The sequence below is a fragment of the Fannyhessea vaginae DSM 15829 genome (assembly GCF_000159235.2).
Taxonomy (GTDB): Bacteria; Actinomycetota; Coriobacteriia; order Coriobacteriales; family Atopobiaceae; genus Fannyhessea; species Fannyhessea vaginae.
Genome location: NZ_ACGK02000005.1, coordinates 38,391 through 54,852, shown reverse-complemented (window position 1 = coordinate 54,852; position 16,462 = coordinate 38,391). Strand labels below are relative to the sequence as shown.

The following is a 16,462-nucleotide window of genomic DNA, read 5'->3' as shown; positions in this document are numbered from 1 at the left end:
ATGTAGAAACACTACTCGTGTTATCAACCTACGTCGAAACTATAGTATTGATGCCAAAGACTGATTAGGTGGGTGCATTTAAGCTTTGTGCTTTTGATTTCTTCTTCGTAAAAACTCTTTAACAATGATTGGAATTATAGTTGGAATACATTCAAGAGTAACAAAAAATGTAATGTATGTGCAAGTCCAGCTATTACCCAATTGCCGAGGAGACTCTTGTAATATCAATAAATCAATAGCAGGTGCGATGAGCGCGATAACGATGGTTTTACAAACTCCTAAGTTTTCGAGTGTTTTTTGATTGACAACGATTGAGTAAAGAACAAGTCTTGTTAAACCAAATACGTGAGCTATGAAAACTAATAAAACAGGTGAGTCATAAGCAATTTCTGGGTTAAACAATCTAAGTGAGTTAAGGATTAGTCCTAAAAGAGGTAATAATAATGAAAAAAGGAATAATCGTATAGCTTGATACATAGATTTCTTCATTACAACCTCCTTAAATTTATATAGCAAAGCAGATGACTACTGTCGTAGACGGACCATTTTTCACTCATTTTACGTTAATTTATCTTACTTGGAAAGGGAGGATAAGTCTTGCCAAGAAAACCTAAAAGACCGTGTTCTTATCAAGGCTGTCCGAGATGTATCTACAGGAAATGATACGAAGTTTGGCGGTTGTTGCTTAGAAGAACACTGTAAATAAGGGTTTATTGTAGGCTGACGAAACAGAAAAACGTGAATGAAAATCCAGCGTGAACTGACGCTGGATTTTTTCTTTTATAGGGGTGTCTTTTTGCTTTTAGGGGTGTGTGCTATTTAGACAAGGGTGTGTGTTTTTGATTTAGGGGGTGTGTGCTTTTAAGAATTGACATGTAAAGACTATTTCTTTTGTTAGTTCATTGATGATATTACCTTTGTGATAAGGAAGTCCTCCGATAAAGTAAATTCAGGAATATGATTCTACCATATCGGGACATTTCATTTGTGTTATACCAAGACATTATCATTTGTGGCTTATAACTGTTTCCCACAAGTCTGGCAAACACCTTGACAGTTAGAATAAGTTAACTTATAATCCTCTTATAGACGCAACGGTCGGTAGTGAGGGTTTATGGGCAGGAATAAGAGATTATCAGCCGAAGAAAGAAAAAAATCTATCAAAGAAGCAGCCGCGCGAGTTTTTGTGGCCAAAGGCTTCGCGCATACAACTATGGAAGATTTGATCCGCGAAAGCGGCTTATCTAAGGGCGGTTTTTACCATTATTACAAAAGTACGACTGATGTTATCTACGACATGATGCTCGACGGTATCGCTTATCGTAACACTGTGATAAAAAGCTCGTTACCTCTGGGCAAGACAGCGGAAACTGATTTTATTGCCGAAGAACTTACTAAGAAAGTAAGCGACACCACTATCTTGTCAAGTGTTTACGTCGAATTCCTGTTGGCCAAAAAAAGGAATGCCAAACTGGAGGAAATTTATGGGCAATTGGAGCGTATAACCATAGATTCATTTGAGGCAATGGATGTTAATCTGCCTGAACTCAAAGTACCAGCGGAACGGACGGAATTCCTCGGCTTTTTTATTAATTCCATGATTCTGGGAGTGAACATCTTGAGCGGGTCTAAAACGGTACATGAACATCATGACTTGATTAGAACTATGTTTCGAATGATTCTGCTGCAGTAGGATAACTGTCTGGACTTACAACGGTCGATACTCAGAATTGCCGAGATTTAGAACGGCCGAGGTCAGAGGTCGAAGAAAAAGCATTGAACATAAAAGAGTAATAACGGGCAAGAACAGAGGAGGCAATATGAAAGTCTATAAAAAATTATTGGCTTATGTGCCGGCGATGATGCCGTTGGTATACATAGCTATTTTGGGATCGGTCTTATCCTGTTTACTGATTAATTACGGGTACTATTTAATTTACGGCTTCCTCAGGGAATTGGTACTCGAAGCGAATATGGCTGCGGCAGCAACGTTTGCCGTCAAGATTGCGGCATTTATTCTAGCTGGAAACATACTATACTCCTTTGCCATTTTGTTGGCCCACCGTGTCGGATTTCGCTTGGAAACCGTTCTCAAGAAACGTGGGGTAGAGGGTTTGAGTAAGGCTGGTTTCCGTTTTTTCGACACTCACCCGTCGGGTACGGTTCGCAAAGTTATTGATGACAACACCGCTTTGACACACAAAATTGTGGCCCATATGATACCGGACAATACCAAAGCTATGTTAACGCCTGTCATTATACTTGCTTTAGGTTTTAGCATCAACGTTCGTGTGGGAGTGTGTATCCTCGTTTTGACGCTGGTGGCGGTTGCAATTTTAATGTCGATGATGGGCGGCAGCGATTTCATGAAAGTTTATCAGGAAGCGTTGGATAAATTATCCGGGGAAACGGTAGAATACATCCGCGGCATTTCTGTTATTAAAATTTTCGGCGTTTCAGTCAGTTCAATGAAAAAACTTTTTAAGCTGGTACACGAATACTCGGACTACGCTTACAAATATTCGCAGAAATGCAAAAAGCCGTATGTGATTTATCAGTGCATATTTTTCGGGTTGTTGGCCATATTGACCATTCCGACGGTTTTTTGTCTATCGGCCTTGGGTGACCCACGGCTTCTTGCACTGGATTTGGTGATGACCTTGTTCTTGTCCGGCCTGATGTTCGCCGCCATGATGCAGGTTATGTACGTAAATATGGATATGTTTCAGGGGAATTATGCCGTCGACACCCTGGAAAAATTGTACGCGCAAATGGCCGAAGATGAAATTTCATTCGGGCACGTTACGACTTTTGCCGACCATTCCATTGAATTTAAAAATGTAACCTTTGCTTATGCCGACAAAAATGTTCTGGAAAATCTTTCGTTCAAACTGGATCAAGGCAAAATTTATGCCTTGGTTGGGGCTTCCGGTTCCGGTAAATCGACTATCGCTAAGCTTATTTGTGCCTACTACAACATTAAAGATGGCGAAATTTTGATTGGCGGCAAAAGAGTAGAAGAATACACACAGGAAGCTTTAATCAGGGAAATTTCCTTTGTTTTCCAAGACAGTAAGCTATTCAGCGACACTATTTATAATAATGTCGCCATGGCGCGGGAAAATGCTACACACGATGAAATCATGCGGGCCATGTCATTGGCTGGACTGGACAGCCTTTTGGCTAGTTTGGAACAGCATGAACAAACCCGCGTCGGCAGCGACGGGATTCGGCTTTCCGGCGGTGAGTCGCAACGGGTGGCGATTGCCAGAGCAATTTTGAAAGATTCACCGATTGTCATTATGGATGAGGCTTCGGCCTCGGTAGATCCGGATAATGAACATGAGTTGCAAAAGGCCTTTAAGCATTTGATGCACGGCAAAACGGTGGTTATGATTGCACATCGTCTGTCTGCCATCAAAGGCGTAGACGAGATTTTACTGGTCGAAGACGGCAAAATTGCCGGAAGAGGGTCACATGACGAATTAATGGCACGCGAAGGGAAATATAAGCAACTTTACAATATGTATACTGCGGCGAATGAATGGAGGGTCAGTGATGAAACAATTTCTCATGCGTAATTTTGCCCTTACAGATCAAGGCGCAAAAGGGGTTCTTAAAGCCGGGATAGCCAGCTTCTTTGTTTTTGTTATTAACCTTTTCCCGGCATTTATACTCATGCTTTGGCTGGATCAGCTGCTTTTGCATCATGTTAGATCAACTGGTTTCTATCTTTGTGCTGCAGCTCTGACCTTGGTCGTCATGTTCTTTCTTTTGAACCGGGAGTACGACTTGCAATATAACGAAACCTATAAAGAGTCAGCCAATTTACGGATAGGTATAGCGAAGAAATTATCCGAATTGGATATGTCTTACTTCTCCACCCATGATTTGTCCGATCTGTCGCAGAGTATCATGGCTGATGTGGCGGCTATCGAGCATGCTTGCAGCCATGCGGTGCCAGCTGCCATCGGCTTTGCCTTTTTTATGCCGTTGATGACGATTTTGATGCTGCTGGGAAGCTGGAAGATGACGTTGGCAGCCGTAGGTCCGACTTTGCTGTCATTTTTGCTGATTCTATTGGCCAAAAACACCTCAAAACGTTTGTTTGATAAGTTCTATGTCCGCCTGCGACGCAATTCCGAGGCCTTTCAGGAGCGTATCGAGCTAGCAAAAGAAATAACGGCTTTCAACATATCGGAAAAAATCAAGGCTAAGCTCTATACCCGTCTGGATGATTCAGAGAAGATTCGATGGCAAACGGAAAGTGGTAATGGACTGATAATGTTGTTTTCAAGCATATTTTCTTACTTTTCTTTGGCTCTGACTATTCTTGTCGGCGTGCTTCTTTTACAGCGCGGGGAAATTTCTTTGTTGTACCTGCTTGGCTACCTTTTAGCCACAATAAAAATAAAGGATGTTGTCGATGCGAATATGGACTTTTTCATGGAAATATATTATGTCGATTCAGCAGTCAAACGGATCAATGAAATTCGCCAAGCTAAGGTGATGCCCGGCCGGGATACACAATTTTCGCGGTTCGACATTGATGTGAAAAGTTTGGATTTTTCCTACGATGGACGGAAGAAAGTCTTGGACGGGGTAAGTTTCTCGGCACCGCAAGGCAAGGTGACGGCTCTGGTTGGTGAGTCCGGCTGCGGAAAAACGACGCTGCTGCGCCTTATTTCACGCTTGTATGATTTTGATAAGGGTGAGGTTTTGATCGGTGGGGAAAACATAAAGCAAGTATCGACCGAAAGTCTTTATCGCAATATATCAATCGTTTTTCAGGATGTAAAACTGTTCAATACCACGATTATGGAAAACATCCGCATCGGTCGCCAAACCGCCACGGATGAAGAGGTTAAGGAAGCGGCTCGCCTCGCCAACTGCGACTTTATCAATGAGCTGAAGGACGGATTTGCCACGACCATTGGCGAAAACGGTGAACAGCTTTCCGGCGGAGAAAGGCAAAGAATATCCATTGCTAGGGCCTTTTTAAAGGATGCGCCCATTCTGATCCTCGACGAAATCGCTTCAAGTTTGGATGTGGACAACGAAAGAAAGATTCAGTGCTCATTGAATAAATTGATTGCCGAAAAGACGGTAATCATTATTTCCCACCGCATGAAGTCCATTGAAAATGCGGATGAGATTGTGGTTTTGCATAACGGAAGGGTAGAGCAAATCGGTCGCCATCATGAACTTTTAAAAACGTCCCCAAGCTATGCCCGACTTATTGAAAAAACGAAGGCTGCGGAAGATTTTGTGTACTAAACGTTAGCACTCGAAAAAATATGTAATAGGAGGCATTATGAATAATCAAAAAATCAGCAATAAGCTGGAATTAAAAGATCTCGTCCTGATCGGGGTATATGCTGTCATATACCTTGTCATGATGTTTGCTGTCGGTATGATGGGGGTAGTACCGATACTCTTTCTCATCTACCCTGCCGTAGCTGCCATTATCTGCGGCCCCTTGGTGCTCCTTTTCATGGCCAAAGTGCCGAAACCAATGGCTTTGGCTATTTTTGGCCTCATTATGCCCGTAATTATGCTGCTTGGGGGGCACACGTATGTTGTTATTGTCGTAGCGGCGATAATACTTGTGATTGCGGAACTGATCCGCAAATTGGGAAACTACCGCAGCCTAAAATACAACATGTTATCTTACGCCGTTTTTTCCATGTGGATCGGCGGTAGCCTAAGTCAAATGGTCTTGGCGCGTGAAAAATATCTTCAAATGTGTAAAATGATGGGCGATAGTTATGGGCCAGCCTTGGCAGAATTGATAACCTATCCGAACTTGGCTCTCGTCTTTCTTGGCGCCTTTGTCGGTGGCCTGATAGGAGCTTTATTGGGCAAAAAAATTCTTAAAAAGCACTTTATTCGGGCAGGTCTTATCTAATGTTCGTTTATCGGGAATCAGCCCTTAACCCTAACCCTATCAGCAAATTTCTCGTGTTGATCCTCATGAGCTTCACTGTCTTTCATGTGGTTCATACCGAGATTTTGCTGGCGGCTTTTTTGAGCTTGCTTTTCTTTATCAACGGGTATCGCATGTACGCCATAAAGGTTTTTTTCATATATACGGTACTGACACTTGTGCCGAGCTTTCCCGACTTGGAAAAGCTGCCCGCCCTGCTAAAAATGAGCCTTGGTCTGGCCTTGCTCGTCCGCATTTTCTTTTTGCCTTATTTGGCTGGGAATCTTCTGATTAAAACATCAGATGTGAGCTCGATTATCAGCTCTTTGGGTTTGTTAAAAATTCCTCAGCAGGTGTCAATTCCACTAGCAGTCATGTTCCGCTTTTTTCCATCTTTCCAGGAAGAAAAGGCCAACATAAAAATGGCGATGAAAATAAGGGGCGTTTCTCGGAAAAATTTTCTGAAATATGCTGAATATGTTTTCGTTCCGTTGTTGATTTTGTCGACGAATATCGCCGATGATATTGCAAAAGCAGCAGAGTGCAAAGCCATCGAGGCTCCGGGCAAAAAAACTAGGTATTTTGCAATTAAGTTCCGGCTGATCGATTTTATCTATCCCGCCTTGGCCCTGCTTCTGCTTGCGGGAGGCGTGCTTCTATGATCAAAATTGAAGACTTAACCGTTTCCTACAGTGACACGCCGGTGCTGAAACACCTTAATTTACAAATTGAGGACGGGGAGTGCGTCGTGCTGACCGGTGAAAGTGGGAGCGGTAAATCGACACTTTTAAATGCCATTAACGGTTTGGGCGAGAAATACGCCAACACAAGGACAAAAGGTTGTGTGACCGTTGATGACGCTGATGTAGGAACCCTGGAGACGTATCAAATTTCTGAGCTGGTGGCCTGTGTTTTTCAAAATCCTAAGACCCATTTCTTTAATGTTAATACTACCCAGGAGCTGCTGTTCTTTTTGGAAAATATCGGCTTGGAGCGGGCAGAAATGGATCGCCGTCTTGACAAATTGCTCAAGCTTTTCCCGATTAAGGCTTTGCTCAACCGCAGCATTTTTGAACTATCCGGCGGGGAAAAACAGGTTCTGTGTCTGGCCAGCGCTTATATCTCTGGCTGTAAATTCATTTTGCTTGATGAGCCAACCTCCAACTTGGATCACCGATATATCGACGTGCTCCGGCAAATGCTCGAGACTCTTCGCGCGGAAAAAATCGCGTTAGTAATTGCCGAACATCGTCTTTATTATTTGAACGGACTTTTCGACCGTTTAGTCCTTCTTAAGGGGGGAGAGATTGCCAAAATCTACACTAAAGAGGAGTTTAGCCGCCTTGCTTCAAACGACTTGCATGCGGCTGGGCTACGCGACAAAAAACCGGAAAGTATTAAGCTGCAGCCTTGCCCCGCAACTGGCGAACTATATATTAAAGAAATGAATATTGCCTTCACTCCGACTTCAGGGCTGGAGCTTGAAGATCTGTATTTTAAAAATAATTGTATTTACGGCATTATCGGCCGTAATGGCTCTGGCAAAACAACGTTTTTGAAAGCTCTGATCGGGGTGCTTAAAAAATCGCGGGAATCTGTATATTACGCAGGGCAGATTTTGAACAAGCGGGCCAGACTGCGCCGCTCTTATCTGGTTATGCAGGATGTCAATGCGCAATTGTTTACCGAGGCAGTGGAAACAGAACTGCGGCTAAAAAATGCCCGCGTACCTGAGACAGAAATCGATTCTGCGCTGAGCAGTCTGAACTTGTTGCCATATAAGACGGTGCATCCGATGAGCTTATCCGGCGGTCAAAAGCAGCGGGTGGCGGTTGCAGTTGGCATTATCGATGAGGCTGATTTTATGTTTTTCGACGAGCCGACAAGCGGCATGGATTACAAAAATATGCTCGCCGTTTCTGGCTGCATCAGAGGGTTGAGAAATGAACAGCGAATAATTTTTATCGCTTCGCATGATTTTGAATTTTTAAATGTTACTTGTGATTATGTTCTGGATATGGAAAGGGCGAATGGGCTTTTGGGCAGGGAACAAGTGTTATAGTAAAGTGAGTACAAAAGTGATCTTTACGCTGAAAAGATGCATAATATAAAGGTATCTATGCGTGATTTCCGCATGTACTGGGGTGATCCACGAAAAAAGCGAGCCCGAGTGCTTGCGCGAAGGAAATTCCCGCATGCGCGGGGGTGATTCTCAAGTGTATTTCTATTGTGCGCACAAATGTGTATCATAGAGTTAGAAAAATTTCTCCTGCAGCGTATGGTGTTCTTTTTGCTTTGCACATGCATGCGCTCTTTTTTTTGACGCAGGCGTTTCTCTTAGTTTAGCGCAGCTATTTGCCTATATTTGTCTTAGTGGTATTGCAGCATTGGTGGTGTGTTTTGGCGGCGCGTTTGCGGCGCGTGTACCAGAATTGCGCATGTTTTTGAAGCGTGCCCACGTTTAGCTAAGGCAGTAGCATGATTCTACCATTTCGGGACATTATCATTTCTGACGTATAACTGTTTCCCACAAGCCTGGCAAACAATCCTGGCAAATAGCTTGACAGTTAGATGATCTAAACTTATTTTATTAATTCCATGATTCTGGGAGTGGACATCTTGAACGGGGCTAAGTACTAAACATATGATGGGGCTAGTACCGATACTTTTTCTCATCTACCCAGCCGTAGCTGCCATTTGTTGTTATTGTCGCAGCGGCGATACGTGGCACTGATCGGCACGACTTTGGTGCCGCTGCTTTCTGGACTTTTTGGTTAAACTGAAGCACTCTGAAACTGAAAGGAAACGGCATTCGGCACAATTCGAAAAAGTCAGTAGAAATCAATAGAAGCTGCGGTTTATAATCGCAAAACCTATTGATTTTTCATGCGCTTGCGGTATCATAACACCATGGAGGTGGTTCTTATGATAAACAGACCGCTCTACGTCAATAAGATTGTGGCATACACCGACGCACCTTTTGTAAAAGTGTTGACGGGTGTTCGCCGCTGTGGAAAATCCACAGTTCTTAAAATGATTATGGAGAAGCTGCAACAGGAGTATGGCATTCCGTCTGAGCGAATTGTCAGTATGCGTTTCGATTCCATGGATTATGAGGATATGACAGCGAAGGAGATGTTCAAGGCTGTCAAAGAAAAGCTAAATCCAACTGGGAGAACGTATCTCTTTTTGGATGAGATTCAGGAGATTGAAGGCTGGGAGAAAGCAGTAAACTCCCTGGCAACGGATTATGATGTTGACCTTTATGTGACAGGCTCCAATTCTAGAATGATGTCTTCAGAAATTGCGACTTACCTGACCGGACGATATGTTTCCTTCCGTATCTATACGCTTTCGTTTCAGGAATATCTGGAATTCAAAAAGCAGTATACACAGGTAAAGGATATCCATGCTGAACTGGCGGACTATATCCGCTTGGGTGGCTTCCCTGCAACACACCTGCAAGAGTATTCACAGGATGAGGTTTATACGATTGTCCGGGACATCTATAATTCCACGATTTTTTCGGATATCGTAAAGAGAAATCAGATTCGTAAGATCGACCAGCTGGAAAGGGTGGTTCGGTACACATTTGCGAATGTGGGAAATTCTTTCTCAGCAAAATCAATTTCGGATTATCTGAAATCGGAGCATCGTTCTATCGACAATGAAACGGTGTACAGTTATCTGGAAAAGTTGGAGAAAGCGTATCTTCTTCATCGTTGCTCTCGCTACGACCTGCGCGGAAAGGAGATTCTGAAAACGCAGGAGAAGTTTTATCTTGCTGATACCGCTTTGCGTTACAGCGTGCTGGGCTATACACCGGACAGCGTCGCATCCAGTCTGGAAAATGTGGTGTATCTGGAGCTTTGCAGACGAGGATATACCGTGACGATTGGGAAAACACCGGATGGTGAAGTCGATTTTGTGGCGAAGAAGCAGAATGACCGGTTGTATGTACAGGTAACACAGGAGATCAAATCCAAAAAAACAGAAAAGCGTGAATATGAACGACTGCTGGAAATCCGGGATAACTATCCGAAGTATGTTTTGAGAACCGATGAATTTGCCGGAGGCAATTACCAAGGCATCAAGAGTATGCACATTGCAGATTTTCTATTGAGCACAGAATATTAACGATGAGGGCGGCGGTGAGCCGCCCTTTTTAGAGCTATAGGACAAAAAGTGTGTAAATTTACAACATATCAGCAGGTAAAACCATCTAAATTAGAGAAAAAATTGCTAATTTTAGGTTGTGGAGTATGAGTGCAAATATTTGTTCTATTTGTAGGAGTAAAATGGTAAAAACGGTAAGGGAAATGCTTCGCAACCATAGAGGATTGAGTGAGCTAAGGCGTATTAAAGCTGTATTTTGGTGGTGCTATATGCATACAGAAGCCCCTCTAGAGCCTGCAGAGATGCTTAGAAGCATGCCTAGGAATAAAGACCTGCAAACACTAGTAAATGCATTCAGACCTCATAGAGGAGAAAGTATATATATCCCGATACATATGGAAACGCTGTGGTGTACTCAGAGCTACATCACAGCGATTCCTATCTCTATACAACAGAATAACTTATTTACGCACTTTTTGTAGCCCTGAATTGACGCTAGGCCTTAATTTACTTGATGACTTTTGCTGAAATATGTAATAGAATAAATAAAACATGTGTGGAAATTCTGATCATAAGTTTCTAAATTAGAGTCTACTTTTTGGACAGTTATTTTACTCATTGTAGAGATTGATAATTAGAGGTTGATCATGGAGAGTAGTAAGAAGAAACGTAATTCAGTTTTGCCGATTATTGTTAGCGTTGGGATTGCAACTTCAATGGGTGTTGTTGCAAGTAGTGCGCCTGAGGTAGCATACGCGAGTAGCAATGCTTCTTCTGCTTCTACTGCTACGTACACAGATCGAAGCAGTTCCGAGAATGTAGAGAATCAAGTTATTACATTCAAAGATTCAGTTTTAAAAAGCAAACTGCTTGCAGTTATGAAAGAACAAAATATTATTGCTAATGATGCGAAAGATATTACAATTGCTGATGCTGAGAAGTTGACTCGTGCAAACTTACGCAATTGGAGTGTTGATAGTCTGGACGATAGTAATACTATTCATAATTTGACAGGGCTTGAACACTTTAATAACCTAGTATACCTTAATTTCTCTAATAATAAGGTTTCTAATTTGACTCCGTTGGAGAATTTAACGAGCCTAGAAGAACTTTATTTCTCTGGTAATAATGTTTCTGATTTGACTCCGTTGGAGAATTTGTTCCTAATATCCCTTGATTTCTCTGGTAATCAGGTTTCTGATTTGACTCCGTTGGGGGTTTTGGATAGCCTAGAAGACCTTTTTTTCACTGATAATAAGGTTTCTAAGTTGGATACGCTGCAGTATTTGCATAGCCTAAAAACCCTTGATTTCTCTAAAAATAAGGTTTCTGATTTGACTCCGTTGGGGGGTTTGGATAGCCTCACAAAACTTGTTTTCGATGGTAATAAGGTTTCTGATTTGACTCCGTTGGAGAATTTGACGAGCCTAGAAAACCTTCTTTTCTCTGATAATAAGGTTTCTGATTTGACTCCGTTGGAGAATTTGACGAGCCTAAAAGAACTTATTTTCATTGGTAATCAGGTTTCTGATTTGAGTCCGTTGGAGAATTTAAAGAGCCTAAAAGAACTTAATTTCATTGGTAATCAGGTTTCTGATTTGACTCCGTTGGAGAATTTAACGAGCCTAGAAAGACTTGAAATAGGGAATCAAACTATTGCTATTGACTCTAATGATAAGGAAACTACGCTACCTGTTTCTGATGTTACTTTTACTATTCAAGGTGATGGTAACAGTATTGGCAGCATTACTAATGGTGTATTTACTCTTAGCAAGGATCTACCGTATTCCGGTACTATATCTATTGATTTTAAGCACGACAATATTAAAATCGGCAGCGTTACCGCTAGCTACACTGGAACTATAACATTAAACCTTAATGTTCCTAAGATTGATGGTGGTGTTACGACTTGGGCTATTAAAGCCAAGATGAAGTATGAGGCGGATTCAAGCCTTAATTATCAAGAAAAGAAGGTAGAAAAAGCAGCCATAGATGGTACGCGTACAACGTATGCAGATGGGCGCAATACAGTAGAAGTTCCTGCTCAAGACGGTTTAACTAAGGTCGGTAATGTTGAGGTTACTCATGACGGTAATAAGACTATTACTACAACGTATACTGTTGATCCTAATACTGGTGAGTTGAGTAATCCTCAGAAGCATACTTCTATGCCTATTGGTAATTTGACTGGTTCTACTAAGACTGAGATTCTTAAAGGCAAGATGAAGTATGAGGCGGATTCAAGCCTTAATTATCAAGAAAAGAAGGTAGAAAAAGCAGCCAAAGATGGTAAGAAGGTTACTACTAGTGTTATAAACGGTGAGCCGAAAGTTGAGATAACGCAACCACAAGACGGTTTAACCAAGGTTGGTAATGTTGAGGTTACTCATGATGGTAATAAGACTATTACTACAACGTATACTGTTGATCCTGATACTGGTAAGTTAAGCAATCCTCAGAAGCATACTTCTATGCCTATTGGTAACTTGACTGGTTCTACTAAGACTGAGATTCTTCATGGTGCGATGAAGTATGAGGCTGATTCAAAACTTCCTTATAATACGCAGAAGAAGATTAGTAATCCTGTTGATGGTAAGAAGGTTACTACTAGTGTTATAAACGGTGATTCGAAAGTTGAAATAACACCAGCCAAGAATGGTTTAACTAAAGTCGGTAATAAGCAGGTTACTCATGATGGTAATAAGACTATTACTACAACGTATACTGTTGATCCTGATACTGGTAAGTTGAGTAATCCTCAGAAGCATACTTCTATGCCTATTGGTAATTTGACTGGTTCTACTAAGACTGAGATTCTTAAAGGCAAGATGAAGTATGAGGCGGATTCAAGCCTTGATTATAATACGCAGAAGAAGATTAGTGATCCTGTTGATGGTAAGAAGGTTACTACTAGTGTTATAAACGGTGATTCGAAAGTTGAAATAACACCAGCCAAGAATGGTTTAACTAAAGTCGGTAATAAGCAGGTTACTCATGATGGTAATAAGACTATTACTACAACGTATACTGTTGATCCTGATACTGGTAAGTTGACTGATCCTAAGACTTCTACAACTACAGAAACTGTACCTCCAACTCCAGATCCTGTGGTACCGCCGACTCCTGTGGTACCGACTCCAACTCCAAATCCTGTAACACCGGGAACTGAAACTGTAACACCAGGAACTGAAACGCCAGGACATGGTGGAGCTGTTGAACCTGGGCAAGGCGGAAGTGAACAAGGAGGTACTGAAAATGGCGTAGGCTCCAAAAACTCTCCATCAGCTCAGCGCAAGAACGGTCAAACGCATAAAACGCACGCTAAGAATGGTGCTAATGCTAATGCTAATGCTAATGCTAAGGAAAACTCCAAGGCAAACTCCAAGGCAAACTCCAAGGCAAACTCCAAGGCAAACTCTAACTCCAAGTCTTCTGAATCTACTAATAATTCCAGCAAGACTACCGAGTCGAGCAAGTCGTCAGCTTCTAACAGATTTGTTGCTATTATGTCCGCGTTGGGTGTGTTTATAATTGCGGTGCTTGCTGCTTTCGGAGCATTCTTTGCAAAAAAACATCGTGATAATTCTCGACGTGACGGCGAGTAATTCAGGTGCTAATTAATGTTGATCAGGTTTAATAATTGAATAATTAAATGCTGGATAGTAAAAAGTCTCACTTCGTGATAGTTCCTCGCGGAGTGAGGCTTTCTGCTATTGTGATTGAAATATGTAAAGATTATTATGGTAATCAAAGCGATGGTAGATCTTATTTACTTAAATATTCTGTTTTATACGTATTTGATACAAAGTAGTGTTACAAAAAAGGAGGCTAGTAGTGTTATGAGGAGTAAAACTATTTTTTGTAAAAACATTTTTCAATGTTGTCTTGTTATGCTTTTGCTACTAGGTACTCTCTTTTCTCTTGCTGGATGCGCTGACGATAATGAGAAGGCGGAGCTTGCGTCGTACCATTGGGAAACAGTAGCGGTGTCTCAGGAAGAGTTTCGTATACCAGAAAACTATATGAATAAAGATGAGTTGTATCTCTTTGTATCACGAGATATTCTTGATTCCCATTATGATTTGTCTAAAGTCACTCTTGGAGATAAGCCCATTAAATTAGTTGACTCATCGTTCAATTTACCTGGTGCAGGACTTAAAGCTTTATTTTTGGTTGGGAAATTTGATTTAAAAGACAAGTCAAGTTCTGTTGTTCTTAAAGTACCAGGACTTAATAAAACAGGTAATGTTGCTATAGGCTATAAGGAAAACTAGTAATATTTTGCACTCAAGAATCAAGCTTTCAAGCCAATCTTAAACCTTTTAACGATAGCTTTTTCTATCATTAAAAGGTGCACCTCTTTTTTTGTTTGTATATTTGGTTGTATCATACATTATTTTTCTACTAGAAGTTGTGCTTTATGGAAAAGAAAAATTTTATGAATGCGAAAAGCTCACACTAATTGATAAAAGTTAAAAAAATTCTTTAACAAAGCTTGAATGGGGGTGCGGGCAATTGGGAACAGCTCGCTTGTGATGCCTACTTTATCTGCTGGTTCTACCCGTTAAAAGCCATATTACAAATATACTGCCAGGTACGATTTGGTAAAATTTTCAAGGAAAAATTCAAAGAAGAAGCCGTATGTCCAGTTACAATCTGTACCCGTGATCGTACACCGTTCTATAAAAACGCAGCACACACACCGCATAGTGTTGCGGATTCGTGCATGCTGCGCTTCGCCGTTCTCTGTTTATGAATACCACGCGCCGCTTCCTCTCATCATGCATGTGCTGGTATAGCATACCCACACCTACACAAGATGCCCACATCAGCGGCACATGGCGCTCCTCGATTTCCTGCGTGTTGTGCGCGGTTGCGCGCTTACGCGGGCGTTTTGCGCGACTGGCGAGCTTTAGTGCTCGGGATAAAACCCGCTGGGCGCATCGTTCAGGTTGATGATGATGTTCTTCACCTGCGTATATGCTTCCAAAATCGACAGGTCGGTTTCACGGCCGATGCCCGACTTCTTCACGCCGCCAAACGGCGCCCCGCCAGGCACTTGGTTGTAGGTGTTTACCCACATGCGGCCGGTTTCAATGACACGCGACACACGCAGCGCGCGCGTAATATCGCGCGTCCAAACCGCACCGCCCAAGCCATAGTCTGAATCGTTGGCAAGCTTTACCACTTCGTCCTCGGTCTTGAACTTCATAATCGCAGCTACAGGGCCAAAAATCTCCTCACGCGCGACACACATATCGTTCGTTACATTGGTAAGCAGCGTTGGCTTGAAGAAGCAGCCCTTCGCTAAATCGCCCTCGGTATTACGCTCGCCACCTGCGGCAATCGTAGCTCCCTCTTCGCGCGCGATGTTCATGTACGACGCAATTTTCTTCATTTGCGCTTCATTGATTTGCGCGCCAATTTGCGTTTTCGGATCAAGCGGGTTGCCCTGTATTACGCGGTTGAACTGCTCCGTTGCGCGTTTCACGAACTCGTCGTAGATACCTTCCTGCACAAACACACGCGAGCCAGCACAGCACACTTGCCCTTGGTTGAACAAAATTCCCAGCATTAAGCCGTCGATGGCTTGGTCCATATTGCAATCGTCGAAGAAAATGTTCGCGCTCTTGCCACCCAGCTCAAGCGTTGCCGGAATAAGCTTGTCGGCTGCCGCGCGCGCTACGTTGTAGCCAACACTGGTTGAACCCGTGAACGCAAGTTTGCGCAGGCCAGGGTGGTCAAGTAGGAACTGACCGCTGCTCGAGCCCTTCCCCGAAATGATGTTGATAACACCAGCAGGAACAATGTCTTGGATAAGCTCCATCAGCACAATCACGCTCAGCGGCGTGCTGGACGAGGTTTTGAACACGGTGCAGTCGCCTGCCGCCAGGACGGGCGCCAGTTTCCACGCGGCCATCAAAAACGGGAAGTTCCACGGCACAATTTGGCCGACAACGCCGATTGGTTCGCGCATGACGATACTCAATAAATTGCCATCGAGCAACCTATTTGAGCCTTGCTGCGTTTGAACGGCGCTGGCAAACAAGCGAAAATGCTCGGACGAAAGCGGAATATCAATGTTCATAGTTTCGCGAATGGGCTTGCCGTTGTCGAGCGTTTCGATGGTTGCAAGACGCTCCTTGTTAGCGTCAATAACATCGGCAATTTTGTTCAGGATGGCGCTGCGCTGGGTAACGGAAGTGTTTTTCCACGCGGGGAACGCACACCACGCAGCTTTCACAGCGCTGTCAACGTCTTCTTTGGTGGCTTCAGCAACGTAAGCCAGGTGCTCGCCGGTGGCGGGGTTTGTGGTTTCAAAGGTTGCTCCGTCGGACGCAGGAACAAATTTTCCGCCGATAAACAGGTTATATGTATCTTTCAGTTGTACATTCATGGTAAACTCCTTACAATTAAAGT

The 16,462-nt window shown here is 42.8% G+C and carries 11 protein-coding genes and 1 pseudogene; 10 read left to right on the top strand and 2 right to left on the bottom strand.

Features of this window, described 5'->3' with window-relative positions; all coding sequences use genetic code 11:
- Positions 1-78: 78 nt before the first annotated feature.
- Entirely contained in the window at positions 79-489 is a 411-nt protein-coding gene (locus tag HMPREF0091_RS05995) for a hypothetical protein (RefSeq protein WP_006303436.1), read from the bottom strand.
- 625 nt (positions 490-1,114) lie between these two features.
- Between HMPREF0091_RS05995 and HMPREF0091_RS05990 the strand changes: the two genes are divergently transcribed.
- The 10 genes and pseudogenes from HMPREF0091_RS05990 to HMPREF0091_RS05945 all read left to right on the top strand — a co-directional run bounded on the left by HMPREF0091_RS05990 (position 1,115) and on the right by HMPREF0091_RS05945 (position 14,316).
- Positions 1,115-1,693, top strand: a complete 579-nt coding sequence (locus HMPREF0091_RS05990; protein WP_006303435.1) for a TetR/AcrR family transcriptional regulator — start codon at positions 1,115-1,117, stop codon at positions 1,691-1,693.
- A gap of 127 nt (positions 1,694-1,820) precedes the next feature.
- Positions 1,821-3,581 carry an ABC transporter ATP-binding protein gene (locus tag HMPREF0091_RS05985; protein WP_006303434.1) on the top strand — a complete coding sequence of 587 codons (1,761 nt, stop codon included), beginning with the start codon at positions 1,821-1,823 and terminating at the stop codon, positions 3,579-3,581.
- The gene (locus tag HMPREF0091_RS05980) at positions 3,559-5,277 is read left to right on the top strand and encodes an ABC transporter ATP-binding protein (protein ID WP_006303433.1); all 1,719 of its coding nucleotides are present in this window, start codon (positions 3,559-3,561) and stop codon (positions 5,275-5,277) included. Before HMPREF0091_RS05985 ends, HMPREF0091_RS05980 begins: the two co-directional genes overlap by 23 nt.
- A 37-nt stretch (positions 5,278-5,314) precedes the next feature.
- On the top strand, positions 5,315-5,908 hold the full coding sequence (locus HMPREF0091_RS05975; protein ID WP_006303432.1) for an MptD family putative ECF transporter S component: 594 nt from the start codon (positions 5,315-5,317) through the stop codon (positions 5,906-5,908).
- Positions 5,908-6,588, top strand: a complete 681-nt coding sequence (locus HMPREF0091_RS05970) for an energy-coupling factor transporter transmembrane component T (protein WP_006303431.1) — start codon at positions 5,908-5,910, stop codon at positions 6,586-6,588. Before HMPREF0091_RS05975 ends, HMPREF0091_RS05970 begins: the two co-directional genes overlap by 1 nt.
- Positions 6,585-7,988, top strand: coding sequence for an ABC transporter ATP-binding protein (locus HMPREF0091_RS05965; RefSeq protein WP_006303430.1), 1,404 nt, complete (start codon positions 6,585-6,587; stop codon positions 7,986-7,988). The genes HMPREF0091_RS05970 and HMPREF0091_RS05965 overlap by 4 nt, the downstream gene beginning before the upstream one ends.
- 863 nt (positions 7,989-8,851) lie before the next feature.
- Positions 8,852-10,063, top strand: a complete 1,212-nt coding sequence (locus tag HMPREF0091_RS05960) for an ATP-binding protein (RefSeq protein WP_010241067.1) — start codon at positions 8,852-8,854, stop codon at positions 10,061-10,063.
- A gap of 173 nt (positions 10,064-10,236) precedes the next feature.
- A pseudogene (locus HMPREF0091_RS06345) lies at positions 10,237-10,363 on the top strand (IS256 family transposase); the annotation flags it as partial.
- 326 nt (positions 10,364-10,689) lie between these two features.
- The gene (locus HMPREF0091_RS06140; protein WP_006303426.1) at positions 10,690-13,647 is read left to right on the top strand and encodes a leucine-rich repeat protein; all 2,958 of its coding nucleotides are present in this window, start codon (positions 10,690-10,692) and stop codon (positions 13,645-13,647) included.
- A gap of 234 nt (positions 13,648-13,881) precedes the next feature.
- Positions 13,882-14,316: a hypothetical protein gene (locus HMPREF0091_RS05945; protein WP_010241226.1), complete on the top strand. Its 435-nt coding sequence runs from the start codon at positions 13,882-13,884 to the stop codon at positions 14,314-14,316.
- Between the two features lie 638 nt (positions 14,317-14,954).
- Here the strand turns inward: HMPREF0091_RS05945 and HMPREF0091_RS05940 are convergent.
- Entirely contained in the window at positions 14,955-16,439 is a 1,485-nt protein-coding gene (locus HMPREF0091_RS05940) for an aldehyde dehydrogenase family protein (protein WP_006303423.1), read from the bottom strand.
- Positions 16,440-16,462: the final 23 nt, after the last annotated feature.

Coding starts and splice junctions, on each gene's coding strand:
- HMPREF0091_RS05995 (WP_006303436.1), bottom strand. CDS start 489: ATGAAGAAATCTATGTATCAAGCTATACGATTATTCCTTTTTTCATTA.
- HMPREF0091_RS05990 (WP_006303435.1), top strand. CDS start 1,115: ATGGGCAGGAATAAGAGATTATCAGCCGAAGAAAGAAAAAAATCTATC.
- HMPREF0091_RS05985 (WP_006303434.1), top strand. CDS start 1,821: ATGAAAGTCTATAAAAAATTATTGGCTTATGTGCCGGCGATGATGCCG.
- HMPREF0091_RS05980 (WP_006303433.1), top strand. CDS start 3,559: ATGAAACAATTTCTCATGCGTAATTTTGCCCTTACAGATCAAGGCGCA.
- HMPREF0091_RS05975 (WP_006303432.1), top strand. CDS start 5,315: ATGAATAATCAAAAAATCAGCAATAAGCTGGAATTAAAAGATCTCGTC.
- HMPREF0091_RS05970 (WP_006303431.1), top strand. CDS start 5,908: ATGTTCGTTTATCGGGAATCAGCCCTTAACCCTAACCCTATCAGCAAA.
- HMPREF0091_RS05965 (WP_006303430.1), top strand. CDS start 6,585: ATGATCAAAATTGAAGACTTAACCGTTTCCTACAGTGACACGCCGGTG.
- HMPREF0091_RS05960 (WP_010241067.1), top strand. CDS start 8,852: ATGATAAACAGACCGCTCTACGTCAATAAGATTGTGGCATACACCGAC.
- HMPREF0091_RS06140 (WP_006303426.1), top strand. CDS start 10,690: ATGGAGAGTAGTAAGAAGAAACGTAATTCAGTTTTGCCGATTATTGTT.
- HMPREF0091_RS05945 (WP_010241226.1), top strand. CDS start 13,882: ATGAGGAGTAAAACTATTTTTTGTAAAAACATTTTTCAATGTTGTCTT.
- HMPREF0091_RS05940 (WP_006303423.1), bottom strand. CDS start 16,439: ATGAATGTACAACTGAAAGATACATATAACCTGTTTATCGGCGGAAAA.